16 protein-coding genes are annotated in these 15,552 nt (G+C 68.0%); 7 read left to right on the top strand and 9 right to left on the bottom strand.

From position 1 onward, the window contains the following. Positions 1-3: 3 nt before the first annotated feature. From galU to cmk, 8 genes are all read right to left on the bottom strand, one after another. Positions 4-906: a UTP--glucose-1-phosphate uridylyltransferase GalU gene (gene galU / locus H570_RS0108595; protein WP_027080377.1), complete on the bottom strand. Its 903-nt coding sequence runs from the start codon at positions 904-906 to the stop codon at positions 4-6. Continuing rightward, on the bottom strand, positions 903-2,813 hold the full coding sequence (locus H570_RS0108590; protein ID WP_027080376.1) for a polysaccharide biosynthesis protein: 1,911 nt from the start codon (positions 2,811-2,813) through the stop codon (positions 903-905). The genes galU and H570_RS0108590 overlap by 4 nt, the downstream gene beginning before the upstream one ends. After that, entirely contained in the window at positions 2,810-3,844 is a 1,035-nt protein-coding gene (locus H570_RS16950) for an MraY family glycosyltransferase (RefSeq protein ID WP_051176244.1), read from the bottom strand. Before H570_RS16950 ends, H570_RS0108590 begins: the two co-directional genes overlap by 4 nt. A 3-nt stretch (positions 3,845-3,847) precedes the next feature. Then, positions 3,848-5,026, bottom strand: coding sequence for a lipopolysaccharide assembly protein LapB (lapB, locus tag H570_RS0108580; protein ID WP_027080375.1), 1,179 nt, complete (start codon positions 5,024-5,026; stop codon positions 3,848-3,850). A gap of 1 nt (position 5,027) precedes the next feature. After that, positions 5,028-5,300 carry a lipopolysaccharide assembly protein LapA domain-containing protein gene (locus H570_RS0108575; protein WP_027080374.1) on the bottom strand — a complete coding sequence of 91 codons (273 nt, stop codon included), beginning with the start codon at positions 5,298-5,300 and terminating at the stop codon, positions 5,028-5,030. Between the two features lie 107 nt (positions 5,301-5,407). After that, a complete protein-coding gene (locus tag H570_RS0108570; protein WP_027080373.1) occupies positions 5,408-5,713 on the bottom strand; it encodes an integration host factor subunit beta in 306 nt (101 codons plus the stop codon). Between the two features lie 66 nt (positions 5,714-5,779). Further along, entirely contained in the window at positions 5,780-7,474 is a 1,695-nt protein-coding gene (gene rpsA, locus H570_RS0108565; RefSeq protein ID WP_027080372.1) for a 30S ribosomal protein S1, read from the bottom strand. Between the two features lie 372 nt (positions 7,475-7,846). Further along, entirely contained in the window at positions 7,847-8,521 is a 675-nt protein-coding gene (gene cmk, locus H570_RS0108560) for a (d)CMP kinase (protein WP_027080371.1), read from the bottom strand. Between the two features lie 161 nt (positions 8,522-8,682). Here cmk and ykgO point away from each other — a divergent pair, with 161 nt between their 5' ends. The 7 genes from ykgO to H570_RS0108525 all read left to right on the top strand — a co-directional run bounded on the left by ykgO (position 8,683) and on the right by H570_RS0108525 (position 14,654). Further along, complete coding sequence (gene ykgO, locus H570_RS0108555) at positions 8,683-8,808, top strand: type B 50S ribosomal protein L36 (RefSeq protein ID WP_010342887.1); 126 nt, start codon at positions 8,683-8,685, stop codon at positions 8,806-8,808. A gap of 251 nt (positions 8,809-9,059) precedes the next feature. Further along, positions 9,060-9,389 (top strand): hypothetical protein, encoded by a 330-nt coding sequence (locus H570_RS0108550; RefSeq protein WP_027080370.1) that lies wholly within the window; start codon positions 9,060-9,062, stop codon positions 9,387-9,389. Positions 9,390-9,459: 70 nt separating this feature from the next. Next, positions 9,460-10,491 carry an agmatine deiminase family protein gene (locus H570_RS0108545; protein ID WP_027080369.1) on the top strand — a complete coding sequence of 344 codons (1,032 nt, stop codon included), beginning with the start codon at positions 9,460-9,462 and terminating at the stop codon, positions 10,489-10,491. Positions 10,492-10,612: 121 nt separating this feature from the next. After that, positions 10,613-11,497, top strand: a complete 885-nt coding sequence (locus H570_RS0108540; protein WP_027080368.1) for a carbon-nitrogen hydrolase — start codon at positions 10,613-10,615, stop codon at positions 11,495-11,497. A 270-nt stretch (positions 11,498-11,767) separates the two neighbouring features. Continuing rightward, complete coding sequence (locus tag H570_RS0108535; protein WP_027080367.1) at positions 11,768-12,367, top strand: TetR/AcrR family transcriptional regulator; 600 nt, start codon at positions 11,768-11,770, stop codon at positions 12,365-12,367. A 72-nt stretch (positions 12,368-12,439) separates the two neighbouring features. Next, positions 12,440-13,321 (top strand): alpha/beta fold hydrolase, encoded by an 882-nt coding sequence (locus H570_RS0108530; protein ID WP_156899907.1) that lies wholly within the window; start codon positions 12,440-12,442, stop codon positions 13,319-13,321. 112 nt (positions 13,322-13,433) lie between these two features. Beyond that, on the top strand, positions 13,434-14,654 hold the full coding sequence (locus H570_RS0108525) for a TraB/GumN family protein (RefSeq protein WP_027080365.1): 1,221 nt from the start codon (positions 13,434-13,436) through the stop codon (positions 14,652-14,654). A 128-nt stretch (positions 14,655-14,782) separates the two neighbouring features. Here the strand turns inward: H570_RS0108525 and H570_RS0108520 are convergent, their stop codons facing one another. Next, complete coding sequence (locus tag H570_RS0108520) at positions 14,783-15,499, bottom strand: CPBP family intramembrane glutamic endopeptidase, BDIM_20840 family (protein WP_027080364.1); 717 nt, start codon at positions 15,497-15,499, stop codon at positions 14,783-14,785. Positions 15,500-15,552: the final 53 nt, after the last annotated feature.

Below are 15,552 nucleotides of genomic sequence, written 5' to 3'. Positions count from 1 at the left end.
GCGTCAGTCGATGTGGATCACGCCGAGGTCGGCCAGCGTGCGCGTCATGCTTTCGCGTGCGGCGTCGCTGATCTTCTCGTGGTCCAGCGCGAAGCGGATCGTTGCCTCGACCAAGCCCAGGTGGGTCCCGCAGTCGAAACGCGTGCCACGGAAGCGGTAGGCATCGATCCTCGTGGTATCGAGCAGGCTGGCGATCGCGTCGGTGAGCTGGATCTCGCCGCCGGCGCCGCGGCCGGTCTTTTCCAGCGCGTCGAAGATGCCCGCCGGCAGCACATAGCGCCCGACCACTGCCAGCGTGCTTGGCGCGGTCTCCGGACTCGGCTTTTCAACCATGCGCCGGATCCTGCCCGAGCGTTCGCTGAAGTCGCTGGTGGCGACGATGCCGTAGCTCGCGGTCTGCTCGCGCGGCACGTCCTGCACCGCGATTGCCCCGCCGCCGGTGGCCTCCGCGTGGTCGGCCATCTGCTTGAGCGCGCCCGGTGCGCCCTTGTTCCAGATCAGGTCGTCGGGCAGCACTACCGCGAATGGTTCGTCGCCGATGACGGATTTCGCGCACAGCACCGCATGGCCCAGGCCCAGCGCCTCGGTCTGGGTCACGAACACCGCGCGCACGCCTTCGGGCAGCACGTTGCGTACCAGGTCCAGTTGCCGGTGCTTGCCGGACTTCTCCAGCTTCTGCTCCAGCTCGTAGGCCTTGTCGAAGTAATCGGCAACGGCATGCTTGTAGCGATTGGTGACGAACACCAGCGTGTCGCACCCTGCCTCGATCGCCTCGTCGACCGCGTACTGGATCAGCGGCTTGTCGACGATCGGCATCATCTCCTTCGGGACGGTCTTGGTGGCCGGGAGGAAACGGGTGCCCAGGCCCGCCACGGGGAAAACGGCCTTCCTGATTCGTCTGGTCATGTCCTGCGGGATACTCTTTCCGGGAATGCCACCACCGTACCCACCCTGCGCGGCAGTCTCGGCGAATCGGCGGGGACGAACTCGGGCACGGCTTCACGCAACAGCGCAGCCAGTGCCTCGAGGTCGTAACGGGCGTTGGCTTCGCGCAACCTGGCGCAGATGCCGTTGATCCTTTCGACCACGACCTCGCGCGCCTCTGCCTGGAGGATCTTGGGATGCGCGGTCGGGCGATAGCGCTCGTCGGCGTGGAACAGCGTTTCGTGCAGCTTTTCGCCGGGCCGCAGGCCGGTGTAGACGATGGCGATGTCGCGCCCCGGCTGCTTGCCGGCCAGGCGGATCATCTGCTCGGCCAGCAGCCGGATCGGCACCGGCTCGCCCATGTCCAGGGTGTAGATCGCCTGTTGCGACCCGATCGCCGAGGCCTGCAGGATCAGCTGGCAGGCCTCCTGGATGGTCATGAAGTAGCGCGTGACTTCCTCGTCGGTCACGGTGATCGGGCCACCGCTGCGGATCTGCTCGCGGAACAGCGGCACGACGCTGCCCGCCGAATCGAGCACGTTGCCGAAGCGCACCGTGATCAGGCGCGTGGTGAGCGAATCGGCCATCGACTGGCACACCATTTCCCCGAGGCGCTTGCTTGCGCCCAGCACGTTCGCCGGATCAACCGCCTTGTCGGTGGAGATCAGGACGAAGGTGCCGACGCCGGCCTGCAGGCTCTCCTTGAGCACGGTCTCGGTGGCCAGCACGTTGTTGCGGATCGCTTCGCGCAGCTGCGTCTCGAGCACCGGCACGTGCTTGTAGGCAGCGGCGTGGAAGACGGCATCGGGCCTGGATCGTTCGAGCGCATGGCGGACCACGGCGGGGTCGCCGCAATCGCCGAGCACCGGCACGCACTCGATCTGCGGGAAATCGCGGCGCAACTCGGCTTCGATGGTGATCAGCGCCAGTTCGTCGATCTCCAGCAACGTGATCTGGCGCGCGCCGTGCTTGGCGCACTGCCGGCACAGCTCGGAACCGATCGAACCACCAGCGCCGGTCACCAGCACGCTGCGGCCGCCGAGCCAGCCGCGGATGGATTTCCAGTCCGGCTTCATCGGCTGCCGCCCGAGCAGGTCCTCGATCGCGACTTCCTTCAGTTCGCCGGGCAGCGAACGCCCTTCGAGCAGGTCGTCGAGCCGCGGTACGGTGCGGAACGGCAGCCCGGTGCGCTCGCAGGCCTCGACCACGCGGCGCATGGCCACGGCATCGATCGATGGCATCGCGATCACGATCAGCTTGGCCGCAGTTTCCGGCGCGACCTTGCCCACATCCTCGATCCGGCCGAGCACGGGCAGGCCCTGCAGGTAGCTGCCCCGCAGCTTTGCAGCGTCATCCAGGAACCCGACCGGCTGGTAGGCGCCAGCGCGGCGCAGGTCGCGAACCAGGGTTTCGCCGGCCTGCCCGGCGCCCAGGATCAGCACCCGCAGCGCCGCCTTGTCGGTACGGGCCAGACCGTGGTCCTTCCACGTCCGGTACAGCAGCCGCGGCATGCCCAGCAGCGCCGTCAGCACGATGGGGTACAGCACCAGCACCGAACGCGGCACCAGGTCCAGACGGTTGTAGAGGAACAGCGCGAGCACGATCGCCAGCAGCCCGGCGAGGCTCGCCTTGAGGATATTGAGCAGGTCCGGCAGGCTCGCGAAGCGCCAGACGCCGCGGTAGAGGCCGACCTTCCAGAACACCAGCCCCTGCGCGAACAGCACCAGCAGCATTTCCGGCGACCAGAACGGCAGGTCGAGGGAGACGATCTCCATGGAATAGCGGAACTGGTTCAGCCCGGCCCAGCACAGCCACACCATGAACAGGTCGTGCGCCACGATCGCAGCCCGTGGCAGCCCCGCCCCCACCCGAATTCTCCAAGCACTCATTCGCTCTGTTTTCCCGGCAAACCCGACTTACGGCTGCGATACAGCTGGAACCGCAGCCACAGGATTCCTCCCCCCAGGTACCACGCGCTGCCGGCGTACATGATAGACGCTTCGGGCAGATCCCGGCCCAGCCACGCCAATACGCTTCCCGCGACTGCCCATGCTGCGTAGGCGAACGTGACTGGCCAATGACTGCCCGCGGCCCTTGCCCAGCGCTGGTAGGCGTGCCCGACATGGGGTGTCCACCAGCGCTCGCCGCGTACGATGCGCGAAACCAGTGTCAAGGTCGCGTCGACAAGGAACGCCGAGGCCGGCAGGAACACAACCATCCACGTCGAAAGCGACGATTCCCTGCCAGTTCCGCTCGCCACCAGCACCATGGCCAGCGCAAGTGTGTAGCCCAGCGCCCCGCTGCCCACGTCTCCGAGAAAAATTCTCGCCCGCGGCAGGTTCATCGGCAGGAAGCCCAGGCAGGCCGCGCCCATGGCAAGCGAGAGCCAGCGCGAGGCCGCGTCGTGCGCCAGGAGCGCACACGCGCCGGCAACGACCAGTGCCTGCAGCGACGCGATGCCGTCGATGCCGTCCATGAAGTTCCAGATGTTGACCAGCACCATCGCCAGCACGAATGCGAGCAACGCCACGGCCACCTGCCCACTTGCGCGATAAGCCACCGCGGCCAGCAGGACGGCAGCGACCGCGTGCACGACCAGGCGCGACCACGGCGTCAGCGGCCGGTGATCGTCAAGCCAGCCGATCCCTGCGACCAGCAGCAGGCCCGTTGCCGAAAGCACCATCGCCATCGCCTGCGCCGGGTCCCGGCATGCAAGCAGGCCCATCGCGACGAGCATGGCAAGCACGATGCCGATGCCGCCGCCGCGGGGCGTGGCCACGACGTGGCTGCGACGCTCGCCTGGATGATCGAGCAGGTCGCGCCGCAGCGCGTAGCGGCGCGCGGCGACCGTGCCGGCCAGGCTGATGCCGGCCAGCAGCACGAGCCAGGCGATCGTGCCCGCTGGCGTCCCCGTGCCCAAGACTCAAACCACCGCGTAGTTCAGCAGCGGCTTGATCGTGCCCCACTCCTTGCAACTCGGGCACTGCCAATGGTGGCTGCGCGCACCGAAGCCGCAGCGACTGCAGCGATAGCTTGGATTGCGCACCAGCAGCTGGTCGGTGATGTGCTTGAGATCCTGCAGGGTCGCCGCCGGGTCGGCGCCCGCGGCCAGCGTCAGGTCGATCAGCGCGGCCTCGCCGCGCACTGACGGCCGATCCTTGAGCTGGCGTGCGAGGTAGGCACGCGCATCGGCCACGCCGTCTTCGGCTTCGACCAGCCGGGTCAACGCGAGCACCGGCGCGATGCCGCGATAGTGCTCGCTCATCTCAGACAGGAAGTTGCGTGCGCCGGGCCCGTCGCCGACGCGCTCGTACGCGGCAAGCAGCGGAGGCAGCACCTCGGGCAGGAATTCCGGATCGTGTCGCGCCGCGCGCTCGAACGCGCGGATAGCGGCCACGTCGTTGCCGGCATCGACCTCGATGCGCCCTTCCAGGATCCCGGCGCGCACCAGGTTGGAGTCGGCGGCATAGGCGCGCGCCACCGCCTCCCGCGCACCGGCGGCGTCACCGGCCGCACGCAGGCGTTCGGCGAGCTCGCATTCGAACTGCCCGATCAGTTTGCCCATCGGTTCCCCGGTGGCAGCCTCGTAGCGCGATGCATTCTCGATCGCCTTGGGCCAGTCGCGTTCGGCCTGGTAGATGCCGATCAGGTGCTTGAGCGCCTGCGGTGCGCGCTGGTCGATCTTCGCCAGGTCGGTGAACACCGTCTCCGCACGATCGAGCAGGCCCGAGCGCATGTAGTCCTCGCCCAGCGCCAGCAGCGCCTGCACCTTCTGCGGATCGCTCAGGTCGGGCCGCTGCACCAGCCCTTGGTGCAGGCGGATCGCGCGGTCCACTTCGCCGCGCCTGCGGAACAGGTGGCCGAGCGCGACCTGGGTTTCGAACGTGTCCTTGTCGAGTTCGGCGATGTGCAGGAACAGTTCGATCGCCTTGTCGGGCTGTTCGTTGAGCAGGTAGTTCAAGCCGCGGAAATAGGTGGTCGACAGGCGGCTGACCTGGGTGTCGCTATGGCGTTCACCGCCGCGGCGGCCGATCACCCAGCCGCTCAGCGCGGCGATGGGCAACAACAGGAAGAGCCAGAACCACTGGGTGATGAAGTCCATGTCATGGGTCGCCGGGTTGCGGGTTTGCAGGCGTTGCCGGTCGCTGCGCGCGCTGGCGCCGGAGCTGTGCCCGCAGCGGCACCACCACTGAGGCAGCGAGCATCAATCCGCCGGCGATGGCGCCGGCGAGCAGCGCGACCAGCAGTGAAACGCCGAGTGTGCCGCGCAGCGTGACGAAGCCGAAATCCATGGACACCGGTTGCGGGTTCAACGCGCCCACGAGGACGCCGGCCGCGATGCACAGCAGGGCAATGAGGAATCGGATCAATCGCATGGTGCGTGCGCCTGTGGAGCCATGACGCCAAGCTTACGACGAGCCGGCCTGCAACGCCCCCTGCCTGTTGCGGGCCGTGCGTGGCCGGGCCGCGGCCAGGACGGGATTCAGCCCTCGTCGGGCGGCAACGGCATGACGTCGCTGACGCGTTCGCGCAGTTCCTTGCCCGGCTTGAAGTGCGGCACGTGCTTGCCCGGCAGCGCAACGGCGTCACCGGTCTTGGGGTTGCGGCCGGTACGCGGCGGCCGGTAATGCAGGGAAAAACTGCCGAAACCACGGATCTCGATGCGTTCGCCGTGGGCCAGCGACCCGCCCATCATTTCCAGCAGCGACTTCACGGCCATGTCGACGTCCTCGGCTTTCAGGTGACCTTGGCGCTGGGTGAGGATCTCGATCAATTCCGATTTGGTCATGGACGCTGTCATCGTGGTGGCCGGCCGATGCGGTGGTCCGGCCAATGCCGGACCACCGCGTACCGCTTACTCGGACTTGTTCTCGAGCTGCTCGCGCAGCAGCGCACCGAGCTTGGTGGTACCGCTCGAGGCATCCGAGGACGAGGACGACTTGCTGTACTCGGCCAGGGTCTCGGCGGTCTCGGCTTCGTCCTTGGCCTTGATCGACAGCTGCAGCGAACGACCCTTGCGATCCATGCCGGTGAACTTGGCTTCGATCGTGTCGCCGACCTTCAGGTGATGGCTGGCGTCGTCGACGCGCTCTTCCGAGATGTCACGCGCGGCGACATAGCCTTCCACGCCGTCGGCCAGTTCGATCGTCGCACCCTTGGCGTCGACTTCCTTGACCGTGCCGCTGACCTTCGAGCCACGCGGATGCGCGGCCATGAACTGGCCGAACGGATCCTGCTCGAGCTGCTTGACGCCCAGGCTGATGCGCTCGCGCTCCGGATCGACCGCCAGCACGACGGCTTCCAGAGTGTCGCCCTTCTTCAGGTTGCGCGCCTCTTCCTCGCCGGTGGAGTTCCAGCTCATGTCGGACAGGTGGATCAGGCCGTCGATGCCGCCGTCCAGGCCGATGAAGATGCCGAAGTCGGTGATCGACTTGATCTGGCCCTCGACCTTGTCGCCCTTCTTGTGGATGGCCGCAAAGGTCTCCCACGGGTTGGAAGTGACCTGCTTGATGCCCAGCGAGATGCGGCGACGCTCTTCGTCCACGTCCAGCACCATCACTTCCATCTCGTCACCGACCTGCACCACCTTGGACGGATTGACGTTCTTGTTGGTCCAGTCCATCTCGGACACGTGGACCAGGCCTTCGACGCCCGGCTCGATCTCGACGAACGCGCCGTAATCGGTGACGTTGCTGACCTTGCCGAACACGCGGGTGTTGGACGGGTAGCGGCGCGAGATGTTGTCCCACGGATCCTCGCCCAGCTGCTTGAGGCCGAGGCTGACGCGGTTGCGCTCCTTGTCGTACTTCAGCACGCGGACGTCCAGCTCCTGGCCGACTTCCACGACCTCGGACGGATGGCGCACGCGCTTCCACGCCATGTCGGTGATGTGCAGCAGGCCGTCGATGCCGCCGAGGTCGACGAACGCGCCGTAGTCGGTGAGGTTCTTGACGACGCCCTTGAGCACGGCGCCCTCGACCAGCTTCTCGAGCAGCTGCTCGCGCTCTTCGGAATGCTCGCTCTCGACCACCGCGCGGCGGGAGACGACCACGTTGTTGCGCTTGCGGTCGAGCTTGATGAGCTTGAACTCGAGTTCCTTGCCTTCCAGGTACACCGGGTCGCGCACGGGGCGCACATCGACCAGCGAACCGGGCAGGAACGCGCGGACGTCCTTGATGTCGACGGTGAAACCGCCCTTGACCTTGCCGCTGATGCGGCCGGTGATGGTCTCGTTCTTCTCGAGGGCTTCCTCGAGCTCGTCCCACACCATGGCGCGCTTGGCCTTCTCGCGCGACAGCACGGTCTCGCCGAAGCCGTTCTCGAGGGAGTCGAGGGCAACCTTGACGATGTCGCCTTCGGCGACGTCGATCTCGCCGTCGTCGTTACGGAACTGTTCGATCGGCACGATGCCTTCGGACTTGAGGCCGGCGTTGATCACGACCACGTCGGTGCGCACCTGGACCACGGTGCCGGTGACGATGGAGCCCGGCTTCAGTTTCGCCAGGTTGGTCTGGCTCTGTTCGAACAGTTCTGCGAATGATTCGGTCATTGGAAAATTACTCGGTTGATGACACAGACCGCAGGCGCGTGGCGCATGCCGGTCCACCCGTTGTCGGCTTGCGCGGGATTGCGCCTGGCCGTGAGTGTTGTGGTTGGAAAACCCGGCGGCGAACCGACGGGGCCTGTTGCACCCGCTCACGAAAGAGCGGGCTTCTTGCTCCCTCCCCTACGGGGACGGCTGGCACTGGAGGGGCGAGTTCGAGTGCGAGCCTCGCGGCACCGTCCCGGAAATCCCTCCCCATCCTTGCCTTCCCCTTGAACAGGGAAGGAACTTCGTGAAGTCGCGATGCAACCGCGACCCCGGTTTACTCATCCCGTCCTTATCCTTCTCCCGCAGAGGGGAAGGAAACCGGAGCAGGCGCTACGCGCCTACGACTTCCAGCACGCGTGTGACCACCTCGTCGATCCCCATGCCGGTGGTGTCGATGCGGACGGCGTCCGCGGCCGGCCGCAGCGGCGCCACCGCGCGGTTGGCGTCGCGGGCGTCGCGCGCGAGAATCTCGCGTAGCAGACCGTCCAATGTAACGGAAACCCCCTTGTCCTTCAACTGTTTATAGCGCCTTTCGGCCCGCTCTCCGGCACTCGCGGTCAGGAAAACCTTGAACGGGGCGTCAGGGAAGATCACCGTGCCCATGTCGCGTCCGTCGGTCACCAGGCCCGGCGGCTGGCGGAAGGCCCGCTGGCGGTCCATGAGCGCGGTCCGGACCTCGGGGATGGCGGCGATGGCCGAAGCCACCGCGCCCGCGGTTTCGGTGCGCAGCTCGTCGGTGGCGTCGTTGCCGTTGACCAGCACCCGCAGCTCGCCGCCGGCGTCCTCGCGGAAGTCGACCGCCGTGTCGAAGGTGCAGTGCACGAGCGCCCCTGCATCGCCCAGGTCGAGGTCGCCCCACGCCGCCGCCACCCCGACCGCCCGGTACAGGGCGCCCGAATCCAGATAGTGCCAGCCCAGGCGTCGCGCCACCATGCGGCTGATGGTGCCCTTGCCCGAGCCGGACGGCCCATCGATGGTCAGGACCGGAACCTCGCTTGCCGTCATTCATCTCTCCCCGGATATTCGGTTTGCGGCATTCTACGGGGCCGGGCGACGACCCACCCTGCCGGGCCCGCGAAAAAAATCACCGCAAGCGCTTGAGTGGCCGGGGAAATGTCCGCTAGAATGGCGGGCTCGCTCGTCCCAACCGTCTTTTGAGGTACGTCATGAAGGTCCTGTCCTCCCTGAAATCGGCGAAGGCCCGCCACCGCGACTGCAAGGTCGTCCGTCGCCGCGGCAAGGTCTTCGTGATCTGCAAGAGCAACCCGCGCTTCAAGGCGCGCCAGCGCTGAGGGATCTCCTCCCCGGCCCTGCCGGGAGCGGTGTGTTGCAGACGAAGGGCCGCAGCGATGCGGCCTTTCGCCGTTGTTGCCATGGATTCCTGCGGCCACCCGGCCATGCGCCCATGCCGCCCCGGATGCGCGAACGCGGGCGTGACGCCGTGCCCAGTAACATCGGCAGGCACCACCCGCCCCGGCCGTAATCTGCTACAACGCTGCGGCATTCATCTTCAAGCCCGCATTCAAGCCCTTGGGAGTCCGTCATGTCGCGAGTCCTGATTTCGTTGTCCGCCGCCGTCCTGCTGGGCGTGGCCGGTGCCGCCTCCGCAGATGTCCTGCTGGTCGATCGCGTGCAGCAGGAAAACCGGATGGCCATGCCGACCCGCGGCATGAGCATGGCCCAGGTCGAAGCCCGCTTCGGCGCGCCCAGCGAGAAGCTCGACGCGCGCGGCGGCCAGAAGCGCCAGTGGCCTACGATCAACCGCTGGGTCTACCCGGGGTTCGTGGTCTATTTCGAGAAGAGCCGCGTCATCGACGCGGTCGCGCAGAAGGCTGCGGCGAACGAAGTCGGCCCCAAGCCGCCCATCCGCTGACGCGGATCCCGCTCCACGCATCCACACACCACCCGCGCCGCGTCCGCGCGGGGTTTTGCCGAAGGTTTCCATGACCGATTCCAGGCTGCGCTTCCCCGCCGAGTGGGAGCCCCAGTCCGCCATCCTCGTCGCCTGGCCGCATGCCGGCACTGACTGGGCGCAGCGCCTCGGCGAGGTCGAGGAGACCTACATCGCCCTGGTCGCGGCGATCACCCGCTTCCAGCGCGCGCTGGTGTGCGTGGCCGACGACGACGTCGAGGCCTACGCCCGCGCGCGACTGGCGTCGGCGCGGGTCGACATGGACCGCGTGCGGTTCCTCCCGGTCGAGTACGACGACACCTGGCTGCGCGACTCCGGCCCGATCACCCTGCGCGACGGCGATGGCTTCCGCCTGCTCGACTTCCGCTTCAGCGGCTGGGGCGGGAAGTTCGAGGCCAGCCGCGACGACCGCCTTGTCGAGCATCTCGACAATGCAAATACGTTTCTCAACAGTTCTCGGCAAACCATTGATTTTGCGCTGGAAGGCGGTGCAATCGAAACCGATGGCGCCGGCACCCTGCTGACCACCTGGCAGTGCCTTCACGAACGCCATCGGGACACCAGCCGCGAGGACCTGTCGGCGAAGCTGGCCGGCTGGTTGGCGCAGGACCGGGTGCTGTGGCTCGACCACGGCTACCTCGAGGGCGACGACACCGACGCCCACATCGACACCCTCGCCCGCTTCGCGCCCGGCGACGCGATCGTCTTCCAGGCCTGCGATGACCCGGCCGATTCGCATCACGCCGAACTCCAGGCCATGGCCGATGAGATCGCGGCGCTGCGGACCCAGGCCGGCCAGCCCTACCGGCTGTTCCCGTTGCCGTGGCCGCAGCCGGTCATCGACGAAGGCCGTCGCCTCGCCGCCAGCTACGCCAACTTCCTGGTCATCAACGGCGCGGTGCTGATTCCCGCCTATGGCGACGCGGCCGACGCGGCCGCCGCGGGCGTGCTCGCACAGGCATTCCCGGACCGCGAGATCGTCCAGGTCCCATGCCGCCCGCTGATCTGGCAGAACGGCAGCCTGCACTGCCTCACCATGCAACTCCCGCAGGGCCTCGCGTAGGTCGGGGCTACGCCCGCGAAGCCCCGCGTGTCCGGATACCCGATCGTCGGTCGGCCGTTGCCAAGACGTCGGGGCCGTAGCCTCGACCTACAATGATCGTTCCTTCCGGAATCGTGTCGACATGAAGAAGACCACCCTCCCCGTCGCCCTGGTGCAGGAACGCAACCACGGCAGCGCCGAAGACAATCTCGCCGTGATCGAGCAGCGCGTCGCCGAGGCCTCGCGCCAGGGCGCAAAGCTGGTGCTGCTGCAGGAACTGCACAACGGCCCCTACTTCTGCCAGCACGAGTCGGTGGACGAGTTCGACCTGGCCGAAACCATCCCGGGCCCGAGCACCGAGCGCCTCGCCGCACTGGCGAAGCGGCACGGCGTGGTGCTGGTCAGCTCGCTGTTCGAGAAGCGCGCCACCGGCCTGTACCACAACACCGCGGTGGTGTTCGACGCCGACGGCTCGACCGCCGGCAAGTACCGCAAGATGCACATCCCCGACGACCCGGGCTTCTACGAGAAGTTCTACTTCACCCCCGGCGACCTCGGCTTCGAGCCAATCGACACCAGCGTCGGCCGCCTCGGCGTTCTGGTGTGCTGGGACCAGTGGTATCCCGAGGCTGCGCGCCTGATGGCGCTGGCCGGCGCGGAACTGCTGCTGTATCCCACCGCGATCGGCTGGGATCCGAGCGACGACCAGGCCGAGAAGGACCGCCAGCGTGATGCCTGGATCCTCAGCCACCGCGGGCACGCGGTCGCCAACGGGTTGCCGGTACTGAGCTGCAACCGCGTCGGACACGAGCCTTCCCCGATCGGCGCTACCGGCATCGATTTCTGGGGCAACAGCCACGTGCTCGGTCCGCAGGGCGAGTTCATCGCCGAGGCCGGCGGCGACCCGACGCTGCTCGTCTGCGACGTCGACCTGGGCCGCAGCGAACACGTGCGCCGCATCTGGCCCTTCCTGCGCGACCGTCGCATCGATGCCTACGACGACCTGCTGAAGCGGTATCGAGACTAGCGGGCACGAGGCGGCCGGAGTCCGGGGTCGGGGACGGATCCAGGCCGATGATCTCGGATAAGAAAACGGCTCAGAAATATCCGCTACCAAATTGAAATAGATAGGTTTCCTTGACTGAAACAGGATGAGAACGGACGCCGCCTGCCCGGACATCCGCTGTATTTCCACTCCCCACTGCCGTGCTCATCCGCATGAATCCATGGCAAGCCACTCCGGCTCCTCCCGACGAACGGCAGCAATAAAACGAACGATCGTGCTATCGTTCGCCGCATGTCCAGCCTGACTGCCACCTCCAAGGGCGCCGCGACCCGCGAGGCCATCCTCGACCGGGCCTACGAAATGGCCCGCCAGACCGGTCTGGAAGGCCTCTCGATCGGCCCGCTCGCGCAGGCGGTGGGGATGTCAAAGAGCGGCGTCTTCGCCCATTTCGGTTCGCGCGAAGACCTGCAGTTGGCCGTGCTCGATTCGGCGGCGCGCCGGTTCGGGGAGTCGGTGCTGGTGGCCGCCCTGTCGCAGCCGCGCGGCCTTCCGCGCCTGCGGGCGCTGATGCGCAACTGGTTCGAATGGGGGCGGCACGCGACCGGCGGCTGCGTGCTGGTTGGCTCGGTGACCGAGTACGACGACCGCCCCGGCGTCCTGCGCGACCAGGTCCTGCACAACGAACAGCGCTGGCGCGATGCGCTGGAGCGCGCCGCCCGGCTGGCGATCGAATGCGGCCACCTGCGCGACGGCGACACCGATCAGTACGCGTTCGAGCTGTACGCGATCCCGCTGGCGATGCTCCACGAAGCGGGCCTGTTCGGCTACGAACGCGCGCGGCGCCACGGTGACGCCGCCCTGGACCGCTGGATCACCGCCCACTCCCCCTGAGTCCCGACGACCACCCCGAGGTGTGCCATGCCTGCGTCTTCCGCCAAAATTAGCACGATCGTTCGTTCTCACATGCTCCGCCTGTGGCTGCGCGCCAGCTTCCGCTTGGGCGGCGTGCTGCGCCCGCAGGCCACGCTGCGCCGCGCCGGGGACCTGTTCTGCACGCCGTTCCCGAGCTCGCGCGAACGCGCCCTCGCCGCGCCGACCGGCCGCGCCGCGGAGGCCGACCTCGACCTCGCCGGCCAGCACATCCACACCTACGTCTGGGGCGATCCACAGGTGCAGCCCTATGTGCTGTTCGCGCACGGCTGGTCCAGCCACGGCACGCGCTTCCTGCCGTGGGTCGAGCAGCTGCGCGCCGGCGGATATGCGGTGGTGGCGTTCGACCAGCCGGCGCACGGCCGCAGCAGCGGACGGCGCGCCACGCTGCCGGAATTCGCGCAGACGCTGGCCGCGGTCGGCCAGCGCTTCGGTCCGGCCGCAGCTCTGGTCGGGCATTCGCTGGGCGGCGCCGCGGCCGCGATCGCGATGGCGCGCGGGCTTGCGGTCGAACGCGCGGTGCTGATTGCGCCCGCCGCCGACCCGGTCGATGCGGCGCTGCGTTTCGCGCGCGTGGTCGGGCTGCCGGCGCGATTGCGCCGGCGCATGGTCGCGATGTTCGAGTCCATGGTCGGCACCTCGTTCGCCGAATACCAGGCCCAGAACAACGCCCCGCGGATCGCCCGCCCGGCGCTGATCGTGCATGACCTGGACGACCGCGAGGTGCCCTGGGCCGAAGGCGAGCGCTATGCGCGCTACTGGCCCGATTCGCGCCTGCTCAGCACCCGCGGCCTCGGCCACAACCGCATCGCGCAGCACGAGGACGTGATCACCGCGGCGCTGCGCTTCCTGCGCGGAGAAACGGTCGGGCAACGCGTGGTGTCGACGCCCGAGCTCCCCTACGGCATCGCCTGAACGACGCCTCGCCTTTCAGCCCGCGCTTTGCGGGCAGTGCGGGCGAGCGTCTATGCTGCCGGCCCCGTCGTGGCGATGCCGTGGCGCCCCGCCCGCACCGCACCACCGCCTGATGACGACCGAAACCGTTTCGCCCGCCCCCCTCGACGCCCTCGCCGGCCAGCCGCACGCCATCGTCGAACGCGACGGCGTGCGCTACACCCTGCTCGGCACCGCGCATGTGTCCCGCGACAGCCTCGATGCAGTGCGCGCAGCGGTCGACACGGGCGCGTTCGACGCCGTCTCGGTCGAACTCGACACCCAGCGCATGCAGGCGCTGAGCGACCCGGACGCGCTGGCCAAGCTCGACCTGGTGAAGGTGATCCGCGAGGGCAAGGCGGCGCTGTTCGCGGCCAACCTCGGCCTGGCCGCCTACCAGCGGCGCCTCGCCGAGCAGCTCGGAATCGAGCCGGGTGCCGAACTCAAGGCCGCCGCCGACGAAGCGCGTGCGCGCGACCTGCCGGTGCACCTGATCGACCGCGAGGTCGGGGTCACTTTCAGACGCATCTCGGCGCGGCTCGGCTTCTTCGGCCGCATCCGCCTGGTCAGCGGCCTGCTCACCGGCCTGCTGGTCGACGACGAGGTCGGCGAGGACGAAATCGAGAATCTCAAGCAGGGCGACATGCTCGAAGCCAGCTTCGGCGAATTCGCCAAGCAGAGCCCTGCCCTGTACGACACCCTGATCGACGAGCGCGACCAGTACATGGCGTCGCGCCTGCGCGAGACCAGCGGCGAGGCGCGCAACGTGCTGGCCGTGGTCGGCGCCGGACACCTGCAGGGGCTGGCTCGCTACCTGCGCGAGGAAACGCGCGACCCGCGCGCGGTCTGCGAAGAACTCGACTTCGTCCGCAAGAAGAAGAGGCTGCCGTGGTTCACCATGGCCATTACCACGCTGGTGCTCGGCGGCATCGCCTGGGGCTTCTGGCGCGGCGGCTTCGCGCTTGGCGCGGACCTGCTGCAGCAATGGATCCTGTTCACCGCGGGGCTGGCGGCACTGGGCTGCCTGCTGGCCGGCGGCCATCCGCTGAGCATCCTTGCCGGCGCGATCGCCGCGCCGCTCAAGCCGTTCCGGCCCGGCGTTCCCTCGGGCATGTTCAGCGCACTGGTCGAACTGCGCGTGCGCAAGCCCGCCTACGGCGATTTCCTCGCCCTGCGCGACGACGCCCAGACCCTGCGCGGCTGGTACCGCAACCGGGTCGCGCGCGTGGTGCTCAACTTCATCCTCACCAACCTGGGCACCGGCATCGGCGTGTGGCTGGCGGGCGCACGGATCGTCGGCAAGCTAATCGCCTGACATCCGCAACATCTGCTGCAGGCGAACGGCGCCCGCTGCGCTCGTCTCGCAGGACGGGCACGCCGGGGATGTTTGCGCGGCCCCTGGTGACCCGTGAAAGCTTCGCTCCCGCAGTCCGCGGCGTCTGGTTAAAGCAGCGCCGGCATGCCGTTGGCAACGTTGTGTGCCAGGACCGGCAATGCCAGGCTGCCTGTACGGGCGCGGAACCACGCTAGCAGCAGCGCTGGTCCGCCGGTGAGCGCGAATGCCAGCGTGTCGAATGTCAGGCCCGCTTTGCGGTAGAACAACGCGTGGCCAAGGCCGAAGGCCACGCTTGCCAGGACGCCGCCCCAGCCGATGCCCGCGAAGCGGCGCGGGACGCCGGAGTCCAGCGCTTCGTTCAAGGCGAGCAGCAGCACGCCGCGATAGAAGAGTTCTTCCTCGATGCCGGGCATCGTCCACTGGAACGCGATCGTATCCAGGGTGTCCGGCCCGTCGCGGTACGCGAATGCAATCACGCACACGATCACCGCGACCACCGCAAACACCAGCCAGGCAGCGCGCGCCCCCTGCTCCTGCCGCCACGTGATGCCGCAGCGTGCCAATCCGAAACCGGGCAACGCGGCCACCGCCAGCAAGCCGGCGGTGGCCAGCAGCTTCCCGGTCCAGGCCCAGTCGCTGCCGGTAACGAAGTTGGGGATCAACCCGTAGCCGCGCAGCACGAGGGCATCGCGCAGCAGCATCAGCAGCAACGCCGCGAGCAGCCATCCCGGCCGTAACCGGCTGCGTGAACACCAGGCGAGGAGCGCGGCCAGCGCGGCAATCACGCTGACATGGATCGAGATTTCGACGAGCGCTGCGTGCACGCATCCTGCTCCGGCATGGACATGGGTGGGCGCCTTCCCGCGCTGCAGGCAGG

Origin of the sequence: Luteimonas mephitis DSM 12574 (assembly GCF_000422305.1) — a bacterium.
GTDB lineage: Bacteria > Pseudomonadota > Gammaproteobacteria > Xanthomonadales > Xanthomonadaceae > Luteimonas > Luteimonas mephitis.
This window is presented reverse-complemented; position numbering and strand designations above follow the sequence as displayed.